Source organism: Janthinobacterium breve (assembly GCF_051380895.1).
In the GTDB taxonomy this organism is placed as follows: domain Bacteria; phylum Pseudomonadota; class Gammaproteobacteria; order Burkholderiales; family Burkholderiaceae_D; genus Janthinobacterium.
Genome location: NZ_JBNYXY010000012.1, coordinates 42662 through 64276, shown reverse-complemented (window position 1 = coordinate 64276; position 21615 = coordinate 42662). Strand labels below are relative to the sequence as shown.

At 63.4% G+C, this 21615-nt stretch carries 17 protein-coding genes; 8 read left to right on the top strand and 9 right to left on the bottom strand.

The window, feature by feature from the left end:
- Positions 1 to 11: 11 nt before the first annotated feature.
- Positions 12 to 245, bottom strand: coding sequence for a hypothetical protein (locus ACQ4W0_RS23765; protein ID WP_436578992.1), 234 nt, complete (start codon positions 243 to 245; stop codon positions 12 to 14).
- Between the two features lie 238 nt (positions 246 to 483).
- Here ACQ4W0_RS23765 and phaC point away from each other — a divergent pair, with 238 nt between their 5' ends.
- The 4 genes from phaC to ACQ4W0_RS23745 all read left to right on the top strand — a co-directional run bounded on the left by phaC (position 484) and on the right by ACQ4W0_RS23745 (position 5812).
- A complete protein-coding gene (phaC, locus tag ACQ4W0_RS23760) occupies positions 484 to 2199 on the top strand; it encodes a class I poly(R)-hydroxyalkanoic acid synthase (protein ID WP_436578991.1) in 1716 nt (571 codons plus the stop codon).
- A gap of 225 nt (positions 2200 to 2424) precedes the next feature.
- Positions 2425 to 2988 (top strand): polyhydroxyalkanoate synthesis repressor PhaR, encoded by a 564-nt coding sequence (phaR, locus tag ACQ4W0_RS23755; RefSeq protein ID WP_071076767.1) that lies wholly within the window; start codon positions 2425 to 2427, stop codon positions 2986 to 2988.
- 189 nt (positions 2989 to 3177) lie between these two features.
- A complete protein-coding gene (gene rimO, locus ACQ4W0_RS23750) occupies positions 3178 to 4533 on the top strand; it encodes a 30S ribosomal protein S12 methylthiotransferase RimO (protein ID WP_436579174.1) in 1356 nt (451 codons plus the stop codon).
- A gap of 112 nt (positions 4534 to 4645) precedes the next feature.
- Entirely contained in the window at positions 4646 to 5812 is a 1167-nt protein-coding gene (locus ACQ4W0_RS23745; protein WP_436578990.1) for a cystathionine beta-lyase, read from the top strand.
- Between the two features lie 36 nt (positions 5813 to 5848).
- On the opposite strand, the gene ACQ4W0_RS23740 is transcribed toward ACQ4W0_RS23745, so the two are convergent.
- Positions 5849 to 6211: a DUF4870 family protein gene (locus tag ACQ4W0_RS23740; protein ID WP_436578989.1), complete on the bottom strand. Its 363-nt coding sequence runs from the start codon at positions 6209 to 6211 to the stop codon at positions 5849 to 5851.
- Positions 6212 to 6302: 91 nt separating this feature from the next.
- Between ACQ4W0_RS23740 and ACQ4W0_RS23735 the strand changes: the two genes are divergently transcribed.
- Positions 6303 to 8174, top strand: coding sequence for a serine hydrolase domain-containing protein (locus ACQ4W0_RS23735; RefSeq protein WP_436578988.1), 1872 nt, complete (start codon positions 6303 to 6305; stop codon positions 8172 to 8174).
- 16 nt (positions 8175 to 8190) lie between these two features.
- On the opposite strand, the gene ACQ4W0_RS23730 is transcribed toward ACQ4W0_RS23735, so the two are convergent.
- The 7 genes from ACQ4W0_RS23730 to ACQ4W0_RS23700 form a co-directional block, all read right to left on the bottom strand.
- Positions 8191 to 8457 carry a hypothetical protein gene (locus ACQ4W0_RS23730; RefSeq protein ID WP_436578987.1) on the bottom strand — a complete coding sequence of 89 codons (267 nt, stop codon included), beginning with the start codon at positions 8455 to 8457 and terminating at the stop codon, positions 8191 to 8193.
- The gene (locus ACQ4W0_RS23725; protein ID WP_436578986.1) at positions 8454 to 9308 is read right to left on the bottom strand and encodes an MbnB/TglH/ChrH family RiPP precursor modification enzyme; all 855 of its coding nucleotides are present in this window, start codon (positions 9306 to 9308) and stop codon (positions 8454 to 8456) included. Before ACQ4W0_RS23725 ends, ACQ4W0_RS23730 begins: the two co-directional genes overlap by 4 nt.
- Positions 9298 to 10224, bottom strand: a complete 927-nt coding sequence (locus tag ACQ4W0_RS23720) for a TIGR04222 domain-containing membrane protein (protein ID WP_436578985.1) — start codon at positions 10222 to 10224, stop codon at positions 9298 to 9300. The genes ACQ4W0_RS23725 and ACQ4W0_RS23720 overlap by 11 nt, the downstream gene beginning before the upstream one ends.
- On the bottom strand, positions 10221 to 10949 hold the full coding sequence (locus ACQ4W0_RS23715) for a hypothetical protein (RefSeq protein ID WP_436578984.1): 729 nt from the start codon (positions 10947 to 10949) through the stop codon (positions 10221 to 10223). Before ACQ4W0_RS23715 ends, ACQ4W0_RS23720 begins: the two co-directional genes overlap by 4 nt.
- A 91-nt stretch (positions 10950 to 11040) precedes the next feature.
- Positions 11041 to 11883, bottom strand: a complete 843-nt coding sequence (gene serB, locus ACQ4W0_RS23710; protein ID WP_436579173.1) for a phosphoserine phosphatase SerB — start codon at positions 11881 to 11883, stop codon at positions 11041 to 11043.
- A gap of 53 nt (positions 11884 to 11936) precedes the next feature.
- A complete protein-coding gene (gene mfd / locus ACQ4W0_RS23705; protein WP_436578983.1) occupies positions 11937 to 15380 on the bottom strand; it encodes a transcription-repair coupling factor in 3444 nt (1147 codons plus the stop codon).
- A gap of 218 nt (positions 15381 to 15598) precedes the next feature.
- Positions 15599 to 16534 carry a 5'-nucleotidase gene (locus ACQ4W0_RS23700; RefSeq protein ID WP_436578982.1) on the bottom strand — a complete coding sequence of 312 codons (936 nt, stop codon included), beginning with the start codon at positions 16532 to 16534 and terminating at the stop codon, positions 15599 to 15601.
- Between the two features lie 340 nt (positions 16535 to 16874).
- Between ACQ4W0_RS23700 and ACQ4W0_RS23695 the strand changes: the two genes are divergently transcribed.
- The 3 genes from ACQ4W0_RS23695 (at position 16875) to ACQ4W0_RS23685 (ending at position 21591) form a co-directional block, all read left to right on the top strand.
- Positions 16875 to 18626, top strand: coding sequence for a methyl-accepting chemotaxis protein (locus tag ACQ4W0_RS23695; protein WP_436578981.1), 1752 nt, complete (start codon positions 16875 to 16877; stop codon positions 18624 to 18626).
- Positions 18627 to 18967: 341 nt separating this feature from the next.
- Entirely contained in the window at positions 18968 to 20566 is a 1599-nt protein-coding gene (locus ACQ4W0_RS23690) for a methyl-accepting chemotaxis protein (protein ID WP_436578980.1), read from the top strand.
- Positions 20566 to 21591 (top strand): putative bifunctional diguanylate cyclase/phosphodiesterase, encoded by a 1026-nt coding sequence (locus ACQ4W0_RS23685; protein ID WP_436578979.1) that lies wholly within the window; start codon positions 20566 to 20568, stop codon positions 21589 to 21591. The genes ACQ4W0_RS23690 and ACQ4W0_RS23685 overlap by 1 nt, the downstream gene beginning before the upstream one ends.
- Positions 21592 to 21615 lie beyond the last annotated feature (24 nt).

The following is a 21615-nucleotide window of genomic DNA, read 5'->3' as shown; positions in this document are numbered from 1 at the left end:
ACGGCAGACACTTATGTGTCTGCCGTTTTTGTTTTATCGTCTGCTGAGGCAAGGGTGCGCGCCTGCATTTCAGCGATGCGCGCCGCCTTGCGTTTGCGTCGCCGCGAGCCCGTCAGATAGAATAGGATGGACAGCGGGATGACGCAGTACAGCACGAAGGTCATCACTCCGGCAACGATGGACGGTTCCGTCAGCGCCATGAGGCCGACGACATAGATCCAGGCAACAGCGGTCATGAGCATCATGAGTAGTGGCAGTCAGTAAAAGTTTGCATGAAGTGATCCAAAAGCATTTATTTTTCGACTACGTTTCGGCGCCTAACAAAACCGTAGCGAGCGGAAGGGAGAGGTGGCTAAGAAGCGCAACCGTACTCTGGTACGGTGAGCATCGCAGGCCGCCTATACCGACGCGCAGTAGGTTTTGTTCGGCGTCCCTCAATCTTGAATGGACTTACATATATCTATGAACATGCCTGATCCTCAAATGATGACCAAGGAATGGATGGCGCAGATCAGCAATCCTGAGCAGTGGAAAACGTGGTTCAACATGGTACCGCAGCCCCAGGGTAATCCGATTGCCGGCATTTTGCAGGATGCGGGCGCCAGCATCAAGCCGGAAGCGATCGAGCAACTGAAAGATGCCTATGTGGCCAAGCTGACGGGCTTGTGGGCCGACTTTATGGCCGGCAAGGCGCCAGAGCTGAAAGACCGCCGCTTCGCCGCGCCCGCCTGGCACGCCAGCCCCCTGTCTGCCTTCAATGCGGCGGCCTACCTACTGAACGCGGAGTTTCTCAACGCCATGGCCGATGCCGTGGAAGCGACGCCGCACCAGAAGCAAAAGATTGCGTTTGCCGTGCAGCAAATCGTCGACGCCATGTCGCCCGCCAACTTTCTCGCCACCAACCCCGACGCCCAGCAAACCCTGATCGAGACCAAGGGCGAAAGCCTGGCCAAGGGCTTGAGCAACATGCTGGCCGATATGGGCAAGGGCCGCATCTCGCAGTCCGACGAATCGGCCTTCGAAGTGGGCCGCAACGTGGCCACCACGCCGGGCACGGTGGTGTTTGAAAACGCCTTGTTCCAGCTGATCCAGTACACGCCGACGACGGCCACGGTACACCAGCGGCCGCTGCTGATGGTGCCGCCGTGCATCAATAAATTCTATATCCTTGACTTGCAGCCAGAAAACTCGCTCGTGCGCTATGCGGTGGAGCAGGGTAATACCGTATTCCTCATGTCCTGGCGCAATCCTGACATGAGCATGCAGCACCTGACGTGGGACGATTACGTCGAGCACGGCGTGATCGAAGCCATCCAGGTGACGCAGGACATCTCCGGCCAGGACAAGCTCAATATGTTCGGCTTTTGCGTGGGCGGCACCATCGTCTCGACGGCGCTGGCCGTGCTCAAGGCGCGGGGCGAGAATCCGGCCGCCAGCCTGACCCTGCTGACCACCTTCCTCGATTTCTGCGACACGGGCGCGCTCGACGTCTTCATTGACGAGCAGCAAGTGGCGCTGCGCGAGCAGAGCCTGGCCAAGGGAGGCCTGATGTCGGGCCGCGACCTGGGCAGTACCTTTTCGAGCCTGCGGCCGAACGACCTGGTGTGGAACTACGTGCAGTCGAATTACCTGAAAGGCAAGGAGCCGCCCGCGTTCGACTTGCTGTACTGGAATGGCGATGGTACCGGCTTGCCGGGCCCCATGTTCTGCTGGTATCTGCGCAACACTTACCTGGAAAACAGCCTGAAAGTGCCGGGCAAGCTGACGGTGGCGGGCGAACAGGTTGACCTCAGCAGCATCGATGCGCCCGCTTTCATCTACGGTTCGCGCGAAGACCATATCGTGCCCTGGGGCGCGGCCTACGCCAGCACGACCCTGCTGAACCCGAAAAAGCCGAAAGCCAACCGTTTCATCCTGGGCGCCTCGGGCCATATCGCCGGCGTGATCAACCCGGCGTCGAAGAAAAAACGCAGTTACTGGAGCAACGACCAGCCTCGTACGGCGAAAACCAAGCCCTTGAGCTCCGAGCAATGGATGGAAGGCGCGACCGAGCACGTGGGCAGCTGGTGGCCCGAATGGGCGGCCTTCCTGGCCGAACACGGCGGCGCGCAAGTGAAGGCGCCGGGTAAGCCGGGCAACAAGCGTCACGCGGCAATCGAGCCGGCGCCGGGGCGGTATGTTAAAGTCAGGGCAGATTAAGTCACAAAGCGTTTTTGCCTGACAAGGTCGGCGTAATCATCGGTCTTGTCAGGAATCTACTTTTAGTTGCGTTGCAATAAATGCGGGAATCTACTACCCTGATGTGCAATGGAGCCGTTTTCCACTCTATAATGGAAAAAGTAGGCAGGTGCGAAAGCGGACCCACGTTCGCTTTTTTTTCGGATTAACTCAGTATGCGCTGCGGCGCAATAAGTGGAACTTGTGATGAGTAGTGCAAAAAAAAGTATAGACCGCCTGATTAAAAAATATCCCAACCGCCGTCTGTATGACACGCAAACCAGTTCCTACATCACCTTGACGGACGTCAAGCAGTTGGTGTTGGACAATGAAGTGTTTACCGTCGTCGATGCCAAATCCAGTGAAGATTTGACGCGCAGTATCTTGCTGCAAATCATTTTGGAAGAGGAGGCGAACGGCGCGCCCATGTTCTCGAGCAGCGTGTTGTCGCAGATCATCCGCTACTATGGCCACGCCATGCAGGGCATGATGGGGTCCTACCTGGAAAAGAACGTGCAAGCGTTCACCGATATCCAGCACAAATTCACGGGCACGTCGGCCGGCAGTTTCGAAGGCAAGCCATTCAGCCCGGAAATGTGGACCCAGTTCATGAATGTCCAGGGCCCGATGATGCAAGGCATGATGAACAACTACATCGACCAGAGCAAGAGCCTGTTCGTGCAGATGCAGGAGCAGATGCAGAGCCAGAGCAAGAATCTGTTCGGCACGTTCCCGTTTGTTCCGCCTGTGCCGCCGACGGACAAGAAGTAAATACCACACGCTCACGGGCCATTTCGCGCCCGGGAGTTGTAATGGCGTCATCAAAACAGCATAGTTCTGCCAGCAAGGGGCGGCTCGGGGTACAATAGCCGATTCGCCTTACCATTTTACTCGCTGCCAACTATGTCTGAAATTCACCGTATTCCCGTTCCTTCCGCCAAGCCAGAGGCCATGCTGGCCATGCCAGGTGCGGCGCCGAAAGTGGGCTTTGTCTCGCTCGGCTGCCCGAAAGCGCTGGTCGACTCCGAACAAATCCTGACCCAACTGCGCGCCGAAGGTTACGAAACGGCGAAATCCTACGCTGGCGCCGATCTGGTGATCGTCAATACCTGCGGTTTTATCGATGCTGCCGTGCAAGAGTCGCTCGACGCCATCGGCGAAGCGCTGGCTGAAAACGGTAAAGTGATCGTTACCGGTTGCCTGGGTGCCAAGAAAGATGCTGCCGGCGACGACATCATCATGAAGGTGCACCCGAAAGTGCTGGCTGTCACCGGTCCGCACGCGCTGGCCGAAGTGATGGATTCCGTCCATTTTCACCTGCCGAAACCGCACGCGCCGTTTCTCGACCTGGTGCCGCCGCAAGGCGTCAAGCTGACGCCGAAGCACTATGCCTACCTGAAAATCTCCGAAGGCTGCAACCACCGTTGCAGTTTTTGCATCATCCCGTCGATGCGCGGCGACCTGGTCTCGCGTCCGATCGGCGAACTGATGATCGAAGCGGAAAACCTGTTCAAGGCCGGCGTCAAGGAGTTGCTGGTCATTTCGCAAGACACTTCTGCGTATGGCGTGGACGTGAAATTCCGTTCCGGCTTCTGGAATGGCCGTCCCGTGAAAACACACATGACGCAGCTGACGGAAGCGCTGGGCGAACTGGCCAAGTCCTACGGCGCCTGGGTGCGCTTGCACTACGTGTATCCGTACCCACACGTGGACCAGATCATCCCGATGATGAGCGGCGGCCACATCCTGCCCTACCTCGACATTCCGATGCAGCATGCGCATCCTGACGTGCTGAAACGCATGAAGCGCCCGGCCAGCGGCGAGAAAAACCTGGACCGCATCCAGGCCTGGCGTGCCATCAACCCGGACCTGACGATCCGCTCGACCTTCATCGCCGGTTTCCCAGGCGAAACGGAAGCGGAATTCGAGTACTTGCTCGATTTCCTCAAGGAAGCGCAGATCGACCGCCTGGGCTGCTTCGCCTATTCGCCCGTCGAAGGCGCGACCGCCAACGAAATCGCCAACCCGGTGCCGGAAGAGCTGCGCGAAGAGCGCCGCGGCCGCGTGATGCTGTTGCAGGAAGAAATCTCGAAAAAACGCTTGCAAGCCAAGATCGGCAAGACTGTGCGCGTGCTCATCGATGAAGTCACCCGCTCCGGCGGCGTGGGCCGCTCGTCCGCCGACGCACCGGAAATCGACGGCGTCGTGTACGTCAAGCCGCCATTCGAACCGCACCGCAAGCTGGCAGTCGGTCAATTCGTCGACGTGACCATCACCTCAGCCGATGCGCACGACCTGTGGGGCGCTGCGGAATAAAAATTTTCCGCAGGTGTAACACTCTGTCATACGTACGGCGGGCAAGGGCATAAGCCCTTACAATCAAGGCGGACCAGCAATTGCTGATCCGCCTTTTTTTGTCGATGACGCCATGACCACACCAAAATCTCCGCAAACCGCGCTGATCCACAGCGACTACCAGGCGCCGCAAGGCTTTGCCGCCTTTCCCAACGCCATCCATCACGCATCGACCGTGCTGTTCAAGGACGTGGCGGCCATGCGCTCGGGCGACTGGAAAGAAAAGAACGCCTACACCTACGGCTTGCACGGCACGCCCACCACGTTCACGCTGGAAGCGCGGCTGGCCGAAATCGAAGGGGGCAAGTACTGCCTGCTGGCGCCGTCGGGGCTGGCGGCCATCGCCATGGCGGACTTTGCCCTGCTGAAGACGGGCGATGATGTCTTGCTGCCGGAAAATATCTACAACCCGAACCGCGAACTGGGACGCTGGCTGGCGCAGGATTTCGGCATCACCGCCCGCTATTACGATCCGCTGATCGGCGCCGGCATCGCAGGCTTGATCCAGGAGAATACCAAGCTCATCTGGACGGAAGCGCCGGGTTCCGTGACCATGGAAGTGCCGGACTTGCCCGCCATCTGCGCGGCAGCCCATGCGCGCGGCGTGCTGGTGGCTTTGGACAACACCTGGTCGGCTGGCCTGGCCCTGCGCGGCTTTGACCTGGGCGTGGACATCATCATGCAGGCGCTGACGAAATACCAGTCGGGTGGCTCGGATGTGCTGATGGGCGCGCTCATTACGCGAGAGCGGGCGCTGCACGAGCGCCTGGCGCAGGCGCACATGCGTCTGGGCATGGGCGTGGGGGCGGACGATGCCTATTTGGTGCTGCGCGGCTTGCCCACCATGAAGCTGCGCTTCGACGCCCACGATGCTGGCGCCCGTGCGGTGGCCAGCTGGCTCAAGGCCAGAGGCGAGATTGCCACGGTGCTGCATCCGGCTTTTGCCGATTGCCCGGGCCACGCCATCTGGCAGCGCGATTTCACGGGCGCGGGCGGCCTGTTTTCCGTGCTGTTCGATGCCCGCTACACAGAGCAGCAGACGGACCGTTTCGTCGATGCCTTGCAGTTGTTCAAGATTGGTTACAGCTGGGGCGGCGCGAACAGCCTGGTGATGCCCTACCGCATCGCCGCCATGCGCAAGGGCTGGCAGTTGCCGGGCCAGCTGGTGCGCCTGAATGTGGGACTGGAAGATCCGCAGGACTTGATCGCCGATATCGAACGGGCGCTCGCGGCGATGTAGGCAGCGGCAAGTCGTTGGCTTGCCGCGAAGCCCCCTTTACATGGGCACGGGGGTATTGTTGTTCAGGTCGAGGAAGCCGCGCAGCAAGCGGTAGGCTTTCCACAGCCAGGCCACGCCCCACACGACGAGCGCCAGCGGAATGCCGATCAGCGTGATCCACAGGATGGCGCCGACGACGATCCAGGCCACATACCACCAGAAGGAACGGATCATCCAGCTGTGATGGCTGTACACGAAGGTCCCGGCCGCCTCGTCCCGCTTCACATAATTGATGATGAGCGGAATGAAGGAAAACGCACCCAGCGAAAACACAAAGCTGGCGCCATGTATCAGGTACAACCACCAGGCCAGGTTTTTGGTCTGCTGGAGTCGGGTATCGAGAATAATATCTTGTGACATGCAGGCTCCCGCTTGATTGTTTGCTCAAGTTTTTATTGTAACAAGCTATTTGCGCGGGAGCGCAGTCCATGGAAAAAGGCGAAAGACATTGTTGAAAGCATATCCACATCCCACCTGGGCCGCGCGCGCCAGAACATGGCTGCGTCGTAGCTTTCCCTTGCCGGCCTTGCTGCTGTGCGCCACGCTGGCCCATGCCGCCGGCCCTACGCTGGAGGCGGAGTTTGCTTCCGGCTTGAAGGAGGAGGGCCTGGCGGGCGCCGTCTGGAGCGAAGTCTTGCCAGATGGAACAGTCAAAGTCGGCGCATCCGGCTTGCGCGATGCCGCCAAGCACATGCCCATGCAGGCGGACACGCGCGTACAAGTGGGTTCCGTGGGCAAGGTGGCGCTGGCGCTGGGCGTCTTGCGCCTGATCAGCGAAGACCGGCTCACGCTCGACACGCCCTTGCAGCAGGTGCTGCCGGAACTGGCGCTGAAAAACCCGTGGCAAGCCAGCGATCCTGTGCGCATCCGCCACCTGCTGGCGCATACGTCCGGCCTCGATAATGTGCGCTTCTGGCAGGCGTTCAGCCTGAACCCGGCGCCGGACACTCCACTGGCCGCCGCTTTCGATGGCGGCCGCAATCTGCTGCGCGTGCGGGCGCGGCCCGGCAGTCGTTACGCGTATTCGAACATGGGCTATGGCTTGCTGGGCATGGTGATCGAGAAGGTCACGGGCCAGCCGTACGAGCGCTACCTCGATGCGCAGCTGCTGCAGCCGCTGGGCATGGCGGACAGCACGTTTGCTTTCGTCACGCAGACGGGCGCGCACGCGGACCCGCACCTGGCCATGGGCCACTTCGAGCATGGCGTGGCGCAGCCGGCCGTGCCCCAGTATTTGCGTCCGGCTGCGCAATTTACCACCACGGCGGCCGACATGGGCAAGCTGGCGCAATTCCTGATGGGCGATGGCAAGCTGCAGGACAAGCGCTTCATCGATTTGGCGCTGATGGGCGCCTTGTCCGAGCCGGCCGGCACGGATGCGGCGCAGGCGGGCCTGGAAACGGGCCACGGCCTGGCCCTGGCTGCGCGCGACCGCCACAATGTGGTGGGCGCCTGCCACCCCGGCACGGCCGTGGGTTTTCGCGCCATGCTGTGCATCTATCCGGAGCAGGACAGCGCCTTCTTCGTGGCCTTCAACACGGATGCGGAGCAGGCCGACTATGAACGCTTCAACCGCCTGCTGCTGCGCGACCTGGAGCTGCCGTTGCGCGCGCCGGCCCCGCATGGCACGCCCGCGCCCACGGTGGAAAACTGGCAGGGCGTGTACGTGCCGTCGCCCAGTCCCATGGCCAGCATGGCCTGGGTCGATGCCGTCTTCGGCTTTACGCGCCTGAAATGGGATGGCGAGTCGCTGTTCCTGATCCCGTTCCAGGGCGAGCCGAAGGAACTGGAACCGGTGGGTGGCTTGCTATTCCGCGCCAGCGACCGCAGCACGCCATCGCATGTGCTGATGCAAGAGGATGGCAAGCATATCCTCAGCGACGGCTTGCGCAGCTATGAGCGGGTGTCGATGCTGCGCATGCTGGTATTGTGGGGCAGCCTGGCGCTGGGCGTGGCTGGCTTGCTATATGTGCTGCTGGTGGGCGTCTGGCGCGCCGCGCTGCGCAGCCTGGGGCGGGGCGACCATCTGTTCGCGCCCCTGCTGTCGCTGTTGTCGCTGCTCCTGCCCATGCCGCTGTTCTATTTCCAGTCTTACCTTCGCCTGGGTGATGTCACCGTGGCAAGCGTGCTGCTGGCTACGCTCACGGGTGCGCTGCCGCTGGCCGTGGCGTTTGGCCTGGCGCGCTGCTGGCGCAGCCGCGGCACGGCAGCCGAGGCAGGCTCGTGGGCGAAATGGGATTGGGTCGCCTTGCTGGCGGCGCTGCAACTGCTGCTGGTGCTGGCCTGGTGGGGGCTGCTGCCGCTGCGGCTATGGCAGCTGTAGCAGCTGTGGCGGGCCGTCAGCGCCAGACTTGCAGCAGCCGGCGCCACCAGCGTTGCACCGGCCTGGCCTGGCTGCCATGTTCGGCGCGCCCGGCCTGCTTGGCGCGATAGCTCGCCGCTGCCATCTGCAGGCCGATGCGGTCCATCGCCGCCATCGCGCCGGCTTCCTGCGGCGACAAGCCATGCAGCAAGGCTTGAGTACGGGGATCGAGCAGGAAGGCGTCACGCAGGGCGTCGTCCGTGTAGAGCCTTGCCAAATAGGTTTCGAGTGCTGCGGAACTCATGCGCACCGCCCCGCGCGCAAGGCAGCGCGCGCCAGCTCCAGCTGGCCCAGCACATGGTCGAACGACGGGTAATTGCCGTCGCGCTCGACGATCACCGTCAAGGGCTGGGGCGCATGGCGCGCCAGCAAGGTCAATAAAGCGAAGACGGCGGGCGGCACGTCGTGCAGATGGTCGTCCAGCAAGCGCTGGCCGCCGCCCGGCGCAGCTATCCAGTGGCCACCGCTCAGGTGCACGGCGCCGACCCTGGACAGGGGCAGGCGCAGCAGCAGTTGCTCCGGCTCTTCGCCAAAATTGACGGCATTCGCATACAGATTGTGCAAATCCAGCAGCAGCGGCACTTGCGCGCCGTCAAGGATACGCGCCAGCCACTCGGCTTCGTCCAAGGTGCTGGCCGGCGGGTCGACCAGAGTGGCGATGTTTTCCATCAGCGGCGCGCTGCCGACGATGCGGGTGGCCAGCGCGATATTGGCCACCGCGCCGGCGGCGCTGTGCAGCGTGCGCGGCGGCGCCGCCAGGTGTCCGATTTCGACGCCGCCGGCGCGCACGAAACTCAGGTGCTCGGACCACGAATCCGCCTGCACCTCTTTCATCAGGCGCGCCATCGCATGTAGCCGGCGCGGGTCGGCGGGAATGCTTGATGCCAGCCCCATGCCCACGCCGTGCAGGCTGACGGGCACCTGGCGCGCCAGGCTGCTCAAGGCGGCGATGCCGGCGCGCGAGGCGCGGTAGTAATCGTCGGCGATCACTTCCAGCACGTCGATGTGGGCCAGGTTGGACAAGATGCCGGAAGCCAGTTCGCCGCGCCAACCCAGGCCGACGCGGTCGCGTGCGGCCTCCGTGCTAACTGCCACAGCCGCCGCCACCGCCGCAACCGCCACAGCCGCTGCCGCACGAAGAGCCGCCGCCGTCGCCGCCCGGGGAGGAGCCGCCCGAGTCGCCCGTGCCGCCGGACGACGCGTCGCTGCCCGTGCTTTGCCGGGGTACCGGGTACAGCTCGGCGACATACGCGTACACCGACGGCGGCAGGGCGCCGATGCCGAAGATGGCCGCCAGCAGTGCCATGTCGCCGCTGCTGCTGCCCGCCTGCAGGCGCGATGCGCGCATGTTCAGCCGGCCAAACAGCATGCGCAGATCGGTCAGCAGCCGCTGCGCGCTCCAGCTGGTCGACTGGGTGCGCAAGCCGCGCAGCATGAGCAGGAATATTGCCAGCAGCAGCGCCAGGAACAGCAGGTTGTAGTGCTGGCGGCTGATGGCGATGATGGCCTTGACGGCGGCCACCGTCAGCAGCAGGTAGTGCGCGACCCAGGTGATGCGTTCGCGTCGGCGCAGCAGCGGCGGGCCGACCAGCAATTCCTGCTGCGTCAAGGTGTCCAGGTAGGCGCGGCACGATGGCAGCATGTCGGCCTGCACGGCCAGTTCCTTGCTGTGGCCCTGGCGGCCCAGGTACAGCCGCAGCACGTCGCGTTCGATGTCATGGCTGGCGAAGCGCAGGCTGTCGCCGCTGGCCGTTTCCAGCAGCGGGCCATCGGCGCGCAGCAAGCCGCGGTCGACCAGCACGATGGCAGCAATTTTCACGGCTTCGGGCGCGCCGCCGCGCAATAAGGCGATGCGGTAGGGATCATCGGCCAGCGACAGCTGGGCGTGCGGATTACGCAATTCCTGGCGGATCAGCAGCTCGCGCACGCTGTAATACACAAACACGCCGAAGATCAGGTAGGCCAGCAGGAACCACGGCCCGCTCCAGTCAAATGGATTGTAGCCGTTCACCGCATCGACTCTGCGTGTTCGCGCAAGCGCTCGGTAATCGTCATCAGGCCCGTAAATGCGGGCAGGGCCTGCCCTGGCGCCAGGCGCGCCGTTTCGCGCGCTGCCGACATGGCTTGCAGGGCCGCGTGCAGGGCCGGGTCGCCCAGCTGGACGACAAACGCTTCGAATGCCTGCTTGCCGGATAGCGCAGACTTGCCCTCCAGCTGCGCCAGCGACGCCGCGGCCGAGCGCAGGGGGCCGGCTGCGGCTGCGATGGCGCCGGCCAGCTGTTCTTCGTTCAGGCTGAGGAGTAGATACCGTTCGCGCATGCGCACCTGCTGGTTCAGCAGCACTTGCCGCAGCCGGCGCAGCACGGCGTCGCGGCTGGTGTGCAGGCTGGCGAAAGGATCGACGCCCAGCAGGACTCGATGGCGCGCAATGATATCGGCAAACTTGACGGCGAAGGCGTCGGCGGCTTGCGGCAACTCGCTTTCGAGCAGGAACATCACCTGCAAATCGATGGCGGCGTGCGCCAGGCGCAAGGGCCCGCGCAGTGCATCGGCCGCCTGCGGCGTAAAGTGCTTGAGCAGCAACAGCAGGTTGACGTCGGACGTGGCGCGCAACTGGCCATCGGCTGCCGAGCCAAACAGCACGGCGGCGGCAAGGTCATCACCAAAGGCCCTCTGCGCGGCGGTGACAAACAAGTCCAGGTGGCGTTGTATTTCTTCTGGCAGCGATGGCGGCATGCGGTGTTCTTTCACGATGAGCAAGCTTGGTATTCACAAGTTTGCAATATAGCAAAAATTTGCCACCGTGCGCGCGCCGCCATACGCCAAGTCAGGTCAATACGTTCAGCAAGCCATCGAGGCCCACAAAGTTCAGCGCCACATCGGCCTGCGAACGCACCACGGGTTTGGCGCGGAAGGCAACTGACAGGCCGGCGATGCCCATCATTTTCAAGTCGTTGGCGCCGTCGCCCATGACGATGGCTTGCGATGGCGTAATGCCCAGCTCCGCGCACACGCGCTCCACCGTGCGCTGCTTTTCCTCGGCGTCGACGATGCCGCCGATGACTTTGCCCGTCAGCTTGCCGTCGACGATTTCCAGTTCGTTCGCGTGCGTGTAATCGAGACCCAGACGCTGTTTCAGGCGTTCCGTAAAGAAAGTAAAACCGCCCGAGACCAGCAGGGTTTTCAGGCCGGCCTTCTGCACGGCCGCCAGCATGGTTTGCGCGCCCGGCGACAGTTTCAGGCGCTCGTCGTAGACGCGCTGCAGGGCCGACGCATCGAGGCCTTCGAGCAGGGCCACGCGCTGCTTCAGGCTGGCGGCAAAATCGAGTTCGCCGCGCATGGCCGCTTCCGTGATGGCCGCCACCTGCGGTTTCAAACCCTGCATGTCGGCGATTTCATCGATGCACTCGATGGTGATCAGGGTCGAATCCATGTCCATCGCCACCAGCTTGAATTCACTGAGTTCGCGCTGTCCCATCATGTAGGTGGCGTCCAGCTGCGCTGCCTGCGCCGCCACTTCGATGGTGGGGCGCAGCGCGGGCGAATAGGCGATCTTTTCGCAGCGCACGGCGTTCGGTCCCAAGCGCGTGATGGACGTCGGCGCGGCCAGGGCGGCGATGCGCTCCAGCCTGGCCATGTCGCCGTCGAGACCCTGCAGGATCAGATTCATGGTGATGGAAGTCGTGTTGGTCATGGAGCAGTCCTACTTAAAGTTATCTGAGTTTACACCGTCAATTGCTTGATGGTGGTCTTGATCTGCGTCACGCGAGCGGCCAGGTCAGGCATGGCGGCCGTGATTTTCAGCTTGTCCTGGCCATGCAGCTTGATATGGCGGTTCTTCTGGATCAAGTCGATGATGCGCATCGGGTCGATGGGGGGCTTGGCCATGAATTGCAAGGTGGCCGCCTCGCCATGCACGTCGATCTTGACGATGCCCACGGTTTTCGCCGCGATGCGCAGGCGGTGCGTCTCGATCAGCGCTTTCACGGGATCGGGTAGCTTGCCGAAGCGGTCGATCAGCTCTTCCTGGATATCGTCGATCTTCTCCTGCGTGGCGCAGTTGGCCAGGCGCTTGTAGATTGACAGGCGCTCGTGCACGTCGCCGCAGAAGTCGGCCGGCAGCAGGGCCGGCACGTGCAGGTTGATCTCCGTCGTCGACGCCAGCGGCGCGGCTAGGTCCGGCTCCTTGCCGGCCTTCAGCGAGCGCACGGCTTCGTTGAGCATGTCCGAATACAGCTGGAAGCCGATTTCCGTCATCTCGCCCGACTGGCTCTCGCCCAGCACCTCGCCGGCGCCGCGGATTTCCAGGTCGTGCATGGCCAGGTAAAAGCCGCTGCCCAGTTCTTCCATCTGCTGGATGGCGTCCAGGCGGCGCTGCGCCAGTTTTGTAAGCCCCTGCACGTCGTGCACCAGCAGGTAGGCGTAGGCCTGGTGATGCGAGCGCCCGACCCGGCCGCGCAGCTGGTGCAGCTGCGCCAGGCCGAACTTGTCGGCACGGTGCATGATGATGGTGTTCGCCGTCGGCACGTCGATGCCCGTTTCAATGATTGTCGTGCACAGCAAAATATTGAACCGCTGGGCGACGAAGTCGCGCATGACCTTTTCCAGGTCGCGCTCGTGCATCTGGCCATGCGCCACGGCGATGCGGGCCTCCGGCAGCAGCTCCGTCAGCATGGCCAGGCGGTTCTGGATGGTTTCCACCTCATTGTGCAGGAAGTAGATCTGGCCGCCGCGTTTCAGTTCGCGCAAACAGGCTTCGCGGATGATGGCTTCGCCCTCGCTGCGCACGAACGTCTTGATGGCCAGGCGCTTTTGCGGCGCCGTGGCGATGATGGAAAAGTCGCGCAAGCCTTCCAGCGCCATGCCCAGGGTACGGGGAATCGGCGTGGCTGTCAGGGTCAGTACGTCCACTTCCGCGCGCAAGGCCTTCAAGGCTTCCTTCTGGCGCACGCCGAACCTGTGTTCCTCGTCGATGATGACCAAGCCCAAACGGGTAAACTTCACGTCATCGGACAGCAGCTTGTGCGTGCCTATGACGATATCGATGGTGCCGTCGGCCATGCCCTTGAACGCTTGCGTGATTTCCTTGCCGGTGCGGAAGCGCGACAGCTCGGCGATGCGCACGGGCCAGTCGGCGAAGCGGTCGGCGAAGGTTTGCGCATGCTGCTCGGCCAGCAGGGTGGTGGGCGCCAGGATGGCCACCTGCTTGCCGCCCATGACGGCGATGAAGGCGGCGCGCAGCGCCACTTCCGTCTTGCCGAAGCCGACGTCGCCGCATACCAGGCGGTCCATCGGTTTACCCGAGGTCATGTCCTTGATGACGTTGCGGATGGCCTCGGCCTGGTCCGGCGTCTCGTCGAAGCCGAAGCTGTCGGCGAAGCGCTGGTAGTCGTGCGCGGAGAATTCGAAGGAATGGCCCTGGCGCAGGGCGCGGCGCGCATACAGGTTGAGCAGCTCGGCGGCCGTGTCGCGCACCTGTTCGGCCGCGCGCTTTTTCGCCTTTTCCCACTGGCCCGAGCCGAGCGAGTGCAGCGGCGCGTCTTCCGGCGAGGCGCCCGAATAGCGGGAGATCACATGCAGCTGCGATACGGGCACGTACAGCTTGGTATCCTTGGCGTATTCCAGGTGCAAAAACTCTGTCTCGCCTTCGCCCAGGTCCATGCTGGTCAGGCCCATGTAGCGCCCGATGCCGTGGTTGATGTGCACGACAGGGTCGCCGATTTTGAGCTCCGACAGGTCGCGCACCATCGACTCGACCTGCGTCACGCCTTCCTGTTTTTTTGTTCCGACCCGGCGGCCGGAACCGGCATACAGCTCCGTCTCGGTAATGAACGCCAGGTTGCCGTCGGCCGTGTACAGCTCGAAGCCCGCATGCAGCGGCGCTACGCCCAGCATCAGCTTGGCGCTTGATTGCAGGAAGCCGTCGCAGCCTTCCACAGGCGTCAGGTGCAAATCGTATTCGGTGAAGTACTGCTGCAAGGTTTCGCGGCGGCCGTTCGATTCGGCGCAGATCATCACGCGGCGGCCCGCTTGCAGCAGATAGCTGCGCAGCTTGGCCAGCGGATCGTCGGCACGGCGGTTGACGGCGATGTTCGGCACGGGCGCCGACAGTTCGGACGCCAGCGCATCGTTCGATTTCGTGATGGCCAGGCGCGGGTAGGGCTTGGCCAGACCGAAGAACTGCTCGTCGGACAGGAATAGCGATTCGGGCGGCAGAATCGGCCGCTCGCGGTCCGCCTTCAAAAAGCGGTAGCGCGACTGGGTATCGGTCCAGAAGCGACCGATGGCCGCGTCGATCTCGCCCACCAGGGCCAGCGAAGCGTCCGGCGGCAGGTAATCGAACAGGGTGGCCGTCTGTTCGAAGAACAGGGGCAGATAGTATTCGATGCCGGCCGAGGCGATGCCGCTGCTGATGTCCTTGTAGACGACGGAGCGCGAAGGGTCGCCCTCGAACTGTTCGCGCCAGCGGTTGCGGAAGGTGGTGCGCGCCGCTTCGTCCATGGGGAATTCGCGCCCCGGCAGCAAGCGCACTTCGTGCACGGGGTACAGCGAGCGCTGGGTGTCGGCGTCAAACGTGCGGATGGTCTCGATGGTGTCGCCGAACAGGTCCAGGCGGTAGGGCAGGGCCGAACCCATGGGAAACAGGTCGAGCAGGCCGCCGCGCACCGAGTATTCGCCCGGCGACATCACTTGCGAGACATGGCTATAGCCGGCCAGGGTCAGCTGCGACTTCAATCGCGCTTCGTCGAGCTTTTCGCCCTTCTTGAAGAAGAAGGTATAGGCGGCCAGGAAGGAGGGCGGCGCCAGGCGCACCAGCGCCGTGGTGGCCGGCACGATCAGCACGTCGCACTGGCGCGTCTGGATTTCGTGCAGGGTGGCCAGGCGCTCGGAGACCAGGTCCTGGTGCGGCGAAAAGGCGTCGTAGGGCAGCGTTTCCCAGTCCGGCAGCAAATGGCAGCGCAGTTCCGTGCCGCCAAACCACGGTATTTCATCGAGCAGGCGCTGGCCGTCGCTGGCCTGCGCCACCACCACGGCCAGCATCTGGCCCCGCGCTTTCAATTCCAGCGCGGCCAGCGCCAGGGCATAGGCGTCGGATGAACCATACAGGGCGGGCAGCGCATAACGGTTGCCGGGCTTGGGGAGGGCTTTTTTTAAGTCTAAGGACATGCAGGCGATGACACTAGTGGCAGAGGCAGTTGAGTGGGACAGCTGTGGTGCGCGCCGCGCCGCCAGTGACGGCGCTGACAGGCGAGATTATAGACCATTGCCCTTATCTCCGCGCTTGAGAAAACCGTCGCGAGCGGCAGCGATTTGTGGTCATGAAGCGCAGCCGTACGTTAGTACGGTGAGCATCGCAGGCCGCAAAGCGCGACGCGCAGCAGGTTTTATCCCGCGCGCGCATTCGCTATGCCGAAGGGGACGTGGACCATGGGGATGGTGCCGCCCGCCGATTTCAGGTGGCTCAGCTGGTCGTCGAAGAAGATATGCGGCTTGAACACGGCCAGCACCCGCGATTTGTCCATGCCGCCCAGGAAAAACGTCTCGTCGGCCGCCACGCCCCAGCTTTTCAGGGTCGTCACGACCCGTTCGTGGGAGGGAGCGTTGCGCGCTGTGATGATGGCGATGCGCAGGATCTTCTTGTAGCCGGGGTCGCGCCGTTGCGCCTTTTCTTCCAGGCGCTGCATGGTAGCCAGCTTCTGGAACAGGTCGGCCAGCGGCCCGGGGCGGTGCGGCGTGCCCACGTTCAGGGTTTCATGGGCGTGGAATTCATCGACGTCATTGTTGCGCTTGAACACGGTTTCCGCTTCGTCGTCGGCGATCACGCCGTCGAAATCGAAGGCCACGCGCAGTTCTTCGTCGTTCTCGTCGTCTTCCGTGCGCGACGGCAGCACCAGGCCGGCCGGATAGTTGCAGGCCAGCGCGCTGCGCACGTCATCTTCATTCGCGCTGAGGAAGAGCGAGGCGTTGAAGGCGGGCAGGTAGGGGTAGGGCGACTTGCCCGTCATGAAGGCGGCGCGCGAAATATCCAGGCCGTAGTGGGCGATTGAGTGCATCACGCGCAAGCCCGTTTCCGGCGAATTGCGCGAAAACAGCACCACTTCCACGGGCGACTGGCGCGGATAGTGCTTGTTGATGTTCAGGAAGCGGCGGATGAAGGGGAAGGCCACGCCGCGTGGCAAGACCGTGTCGATATGCGTTTCCTGGTACTTGCGGTATTCCTCGGGGCCGTTGTCGAGGTAGACCTGGTGTGATTCGGCCAGGTCGAACAGGGCGCTGGAAGCGACCCCGATCACCAGTTTGTGTTCGATTGGATAAGCCATGCTGTGCCTGAGGTGTGCGTATTGACCATCTTATACGACTATTAACTGCGCAGCCAGTAGTGGCGCCCGGCCATTTATTGCACCAAAGCAGGGCGACAGGCCATTTTTTCTGTCCGCTGTGCAATACGCGCCACAGTAAAGAAATAAATCTTGTTTTGTATCAAGTATGTATCAGTCAGAAACATATTTTTACTCTATGCTTCCAATTATAAAATCTCGCCAATTGTAACGAAGCGTACGCCCCATCCCCGCCACCTTTATACAAATGTCAGCTGTTTTACTCGAACATGCCAGCCCGAACCTCGCCAGCAGTCGTCGTGACTTTATAAAGGACCTAGCCATGTTTAAGAATTTACTGATCAAATGGAAGTTGGCGACCCTCGTCGCCGTGATGATGGCGGCCTTGCTGGTGGTGGGCATTTGCGGTTACACGGGCATCGCCACCGTGGGCAACGCCGTCAATGAAATCGGCGTGGTGCGCCTGCCGTCGATCCAGGGCTTGATGATGATCAGCGAAGGCCAGACGGCCGTTGCCGCCGCCACCCTGACGGCCGCCATCTATGAAAATAATTACCAGGCGCAAGACAAGTTCGCGGAAGCGCTGCAGCTGCGCACCAAGGCCTGGAGCAATATCGAGGCCGGTCGCAGGCTGTACGAGCCGCTGCCGCAAACGCCGGAGGAAGCCGTGCTGTGGAAGCGCTTCCAGGACGAATGGGCCGCCTGGAAGGGCGATGACGACAAGGTGCGTGCCATCCTGCGCCAGCTGGCCGACAACCGCGACGAGCCGCGGCAGAAAGAGTTGTTCGTGGCGTTCTACAAGCAGTATCTGGATTCGCGCAGCGTGTTCGGCAAGGCAGAAGCCACGCTCAATGAGATCATCAAGCTCAATAACGGCGTGGCCGACGCCGGCGTCAAGGACGGCAGCGCGGCCGTGATCCGCTCGGAAAGCCTGATGCTGATCCTGGGCGTGCTGGCTGCGGCGCTGGGCATCGCTTGCGCCGCCTACATCACGCGCGCCATCACGCAGCCGATCAACCTGGCCGTGAAAGTGGCGCAAACGGTGGCTTCGGGTGACCTGACCAGCCAGATCGAGGTGCACACGACGGAAGAAACGGGCCATCTGCTGCAGGCGCTGAAAGACATGAATTCCAGCCTGGTCAACATCGTCGGCCAAGTGCGCAGCGGTACGGAGACCATCGCCACGGCGTCGTCGGAAATTGCCAGCGGCAACCTGGACCTGTCCTCGCGCACCGAAGAACAGGCCAGCTCGCTGGAAGAGACGGCGTCGTCGATGGAAGAACTGACGTCCACCGTGCGGCAAAATGCCGACAATGCCCAGCAGGCCAATCAGCTGGCGCTGAGCGCTTCTGGCGTGGCCGTCAAAGGCGGGGCCGTAGTGGGCAAGGTGGTCGAGACCATGGACGCCATCAACGATTCCTCGCGCAAGATCGTCGATATCATTTCCGTCATCGACGGCATCGCTTTCCAGACGAATATCCTGGCCCTGAATGCCGCCGTGGAAGCGGCGCGCGCGGGCGAGCAGGGGCGCGGCTTTGCCGTGGTGGCCACCGAGGTGCGCAACCTGGCGCAACGCTCGGCGGCGGCGGCCAAGGAAATCAAGACCCTCATCGGCGACTCCGTGGTGGCGGTCGACGCGGGCAGCAAGCTGGTGGCCGAGGCAGGCAACACGATGGCCGAAATCGTCGCCAGCGTGCAGCGCGTGACGGACATCATGGCGGAAATCAGCCTGGCGACGCAGGAGCAAAGTTCGGGTATCGACCAGATCAACCAGGCCATCGGCCAGATGGACCAGGTGACGCAGCAAAACGCGGCCCTGGTGGAAGAGGCGGCCGCTGCGGCCGAATCGCTGCAGGAGCAATCGGGCCAGCTGGCCGAAGTGGTCAGCGTCTTCAAGCTCGATGGCGCACTGGCGGCTGCCGCGCGCGCGAAGGCAGCCGCGCCGCGCGCGGTGCTGGCCAGCGCGGCGCCGAAGAGTCCGCTGCCGCGTCCCACCGCAGGCCGCCCGGCCTTGCGCGCCGTGCCGTCCCAGCGCCAGAGCGCGCCGCGCGACGACGAGTGGGAAGTGTTCTGACGGATTGACGGCGCCAGCATGCGCTACCGGACGGCCGCCTTGTGCGGCCGTTTTTACATGCGTCCACAGACGCGCACTGCGGTTACTACTTACTAAAAAAACAGCGTTATGCAAATAGCTGTTTTGCCATCTAAGCAAATCTTTTCAAAACTTAACGCGACATTGCTTGTGAGATAACTCACACTGCCTGCCGTACCACCGTTGTTCCCGCCTCGGCCACATCCCGGCTGACCCATTCGCCTGTTACGTCCGGCCATTCGTGGCAGGCGGCAGCCATTGCCGTCAGCCTTGCATGCGAGTCCGGCGCAAGACCGATGCACCACACTGAAGGATGCGAATAAATGGCAAATATGAAAATCGGCACGCGCCTGCGCTGCTCCTTTGCATTGTTGACCTTGCTGCTGCTGGCGACTGCCGTGCTGGGCATGCTGCGCCTGTCGAGCCTGGAACTGCGCATGCGCGACGTGATCGATGACAAATATCCGAAAACCGTGCTGGCCAACGACATCATCAAGAATGTCAACATCATCGCGCGCTCCTCGCGCAACCTGTTGCTGATGAGCGAGCCGCAGCAGCTGGCGCAGGAACGCGCCACCATCGCCAGGGCGGGCGACGCCACGGAAAAGGGACTGGCGCAGCTGGAAAAAGTGGTGCAGTCGCCGCAGGGCCGCAAGCTGATGGTGGCCGTGACGCAGGCGCGCGCCGCCTTCAACGGCGGGCGCGACAAGGTACTGGCCCTGCTGGAAGAGGGCACGCGCGACGAAGCGACCAGTTTGCTGCTCGGCGCGGTGCGCGGCGAGCAGCTGCGCTACCTGGCGGCGCTGGAAACGCTCATCACGCACCAGCATGACTTGATGGAGGAGGCGGGCGCCCAGGTGGACGCGGAATATGCCACGGCGCGCAACATGATGCTGGCGCTGAGCGTGCTGGCCGTGCTCTTTTCGCTCGTTACCGCCTGGCTGGTCACGCGCAGCATCGTCAATCCGCTGCACCACGCGCTGGCCGTGGCGCAGACCGTGGCCGCCGGCGACCTGACATCGACCTTCGGCCGCCACGGCGGCGATGAAACGGGCAAGCTGCTCGACGCGCTGTGCATCATGAACGGCAACCTGTTCGACGTGGTGCAGCAGGTGCGCAGCGGCACCGACACCATCGCTACGGCTTCGTCGCAGATCGCCGCTGGCAATCTCGACCTGTCGTCGCGCACCGAGGAGCAGGCCAGCGCGCTCGAACAGACCGCATCGGCGATGGAAGAACTCAGCTCCACCGTGCAGCAGAATGCGGACAATGCGCGCCATGCCAGCGTGCTGGCCATCGAGGCGGCGAACATCGCGGGCGCAGGCGGACAGGCCGTGGGGCAGGTGATCCATACCATGGACGCCATCAGCGCTTCCTCGGCGCAGATTGCCGACATCATCGGCGTGATCGACATGCTGGCCTTCCAGACCAATATCCTGGCCCTGAATGCCGCCGTGGAAGCGGCGCGCGCGGGCGAGCAGGGGCGCGGCTTTGCCGTCGTGGCGACGGAAGTGCGCAACCTGGCGCAGCGCAGCGCGGCGGCGGCGCGCGATATCCGCGCCCTGATCGCCAATTCCACCCGACAGGTTGACGCGGGCGCAGCCCTGGTCGCGCAGGCCGGCGCCACCATGCAGGAAGTGGTGGCGGCCGTGGGCCGGGTCAGCCAGATGGTGGCCGACATCACGGCCGCCAGCGCCGAGCAAAGCACGGGTATCGGCCAGGTCAGCCAGGCGGTGGTGCAGATGGACGAGGTGACGCAGCAGAACGCCGCCCTGGTGGAAGAAGCGGCGGCCGCATCGCAATCGCTGGAAGGCGAGGCGGCGAACCTGCTGCAGGTGGTCAGCGTATTTCGCCTGCATCAAGGGCCGGCGCACACTTTGCCACGCCGCAGCGCGCCGGCCGTGCCGCGCCTGCTGGCCTAGTGGCGCGCCTGGCAAGGTTCTGGCATGGCCCGCGGGCGCGGGCGCTGCTGTGCGCTGCACTGGCCGCCGGCCTGCCGCTGGGCATCTGGCTGGACGGCGCGCAGCTGCGGCATGTGGCGCTGACGGCGCTGGCGCTGGGCTGCGCCTTGCTGTGGAGGGTGCGACGGCGCCAGGCGCGCGATGGGCAAGGCGGCAAGCCCCTGGCATCGGCGCGCAGCCGGGAGTTGCAGGCGCGCCTGGACAGCGCCATCGTCAACGGCGAATTCTGCTTCCACTACCAGGGCAAGTTCGATACGGCGCAACTGCGCCTGGTTGGCCTGGAAGCGCTGCTGCGCTGGGACCATCCGCACCACGGCCTGATTTACCCGAACGCATTCATCGGCCTGGCCGAGCAGACGGACGCCATCGTCGCGCTGGGCAACTGGGGCATCGACGCCGCCTGCCGCCAACTGGCGCAATGGCGCGCGGCGGGCCTGCCATTGGCGCCTGTCGCGGTGAATGTCTCGGCGCGCCAGCTGTGCCAGCCGCACTTGCCGGACTTCGTGCTGCGCTGCCTGCAGCAGCACGCCATTCCTCCCGGCCTGCTGGAGCTGGAAGTGACGGAAAGCTGCTGCATCGACGACATGGCGCAGGCGACGCAGGTGCTGTGCCGGCTGCGCGCGCTGGGCCTGGCCATTTCGCTCGACGATTATGGCACCGGCCATTCAGGACTCAGCCATGTCAGGATGCTGCCGATTCACACCATCAAGATCGACCGCTCCTTCATCCGCGACGTGGGCGGCGGCAGCGCAGGCAGTGATACGGTGATCGTCGCCTCGACCATCGCGCTGGCGCGCGGCCTGGGTTTGCAGGTGCTGGCCGAGGGCGTGGAAAACGGCGAACAGCTGGCGCAGCTTCGGCGCCTGGGCTGCCCCCAGGTCCAGGGCTTTTACCTGCACCGGCCAGCGCCCGCGGCCGACGTGGCCGCGCTGCTGGCCGCTGGCGCGCCGGCCGGCCTTGTACGGCATGGCGTGGATGCTCAGTAAAATAGGGCCACTGCAAGCCGCATG

Bases quoted from the DNA above. Each gene is read 5' to 3' on its own strand.
- ACQ4W0_RS23745 (WP_436578990.1), top strand. From the start codon at position 4,646: ATGACCACACCAAAATCTCCGCAAACCGCGCTGATCCACAGCGACTAC.
- phaR (WP_071076767.1), top strand. From the start codon at position 2,425: ATGAGTAGTGCAAAAAAAAGTATAGACCGCCTGATTAAAAAATATCCC.
- serB (WP_436579173.1), bottom strand. From the start codon at position 11,883: ATGAATCTGATCCTGCAGGGTCTCGACGGCGACATGGCCAGGCTGGAG.
- rimO (WP_436579174.1), top strand. From the start codon at position 3,178: ATGCCAGGTGCGGCGCCGAAAGTGGGCTTTGTCTCGCTCGGCTGCCCG.
- ACQ4W0_RS23700 (WP_436578982.1), bottom strand. From the start codon at position 16,534: ATGGCTTATCCAATCGAACACAAACTGGTGATCGGGGTCGCTTCCAGC.
- ACQ4W0_RS23715 (WP_436578984.1), bottom strand. From the start codon at position 10,949: ATGCCGCCATCGCTGCCAGAAGAAATACAACGCCACCTGGACTTGTTT.
- ACQ4W0_RS23765 (WP_436578992.1), bottom strand. From the start codon at position 245: ATGATGCTCATGACCGCTGTTGCCTGGATCTATGTCGTCGGCCTCATG.
- phaC (WP_436578991.1), top strand. From the start codon at position 484: ATGATGACCAAGGAATGGATGGCGCAGATCAGCAATCCTGAGCAGTGG.
- ACQ4W0_RS23740 (WP_436578989.1), bottom strand. From the start codon at position 6,211: ATGTCACAAGATATTATTCTCGATACCCGACTCCAGCAGACCAAAAAC.
- ACQ4W0_RS23690 (WP_436578980.1), top strand. From the start codon at position 18,968: ATGGCAAATATGAAAATCGGCACGCGCCTGCGCTGCTCCTTTGCATTG.
- mfd (WP_436578983.1), bottom strand. From the start codon at position 15,380: ATGTCCTTAGACTTAAAAAAAGCCCTCCCCAAGCCCGGCAACCGTTAT.
- ACQ4W0_RS23730 (WP_436578987.1), bottom strand. From the start codon at position 8,457: ATGAGTTCCGCAGCACTCGAAACCTATTTGGCAAGGCTCTACACGGAC.
- ACQ4W0_RS23695 (WP_436578981.1), top strand. From the start codon at position 16,875: ATGTTTAAGAATTTACTGATCAAATGGAAGTTGGCGACCCTCGTCGCC.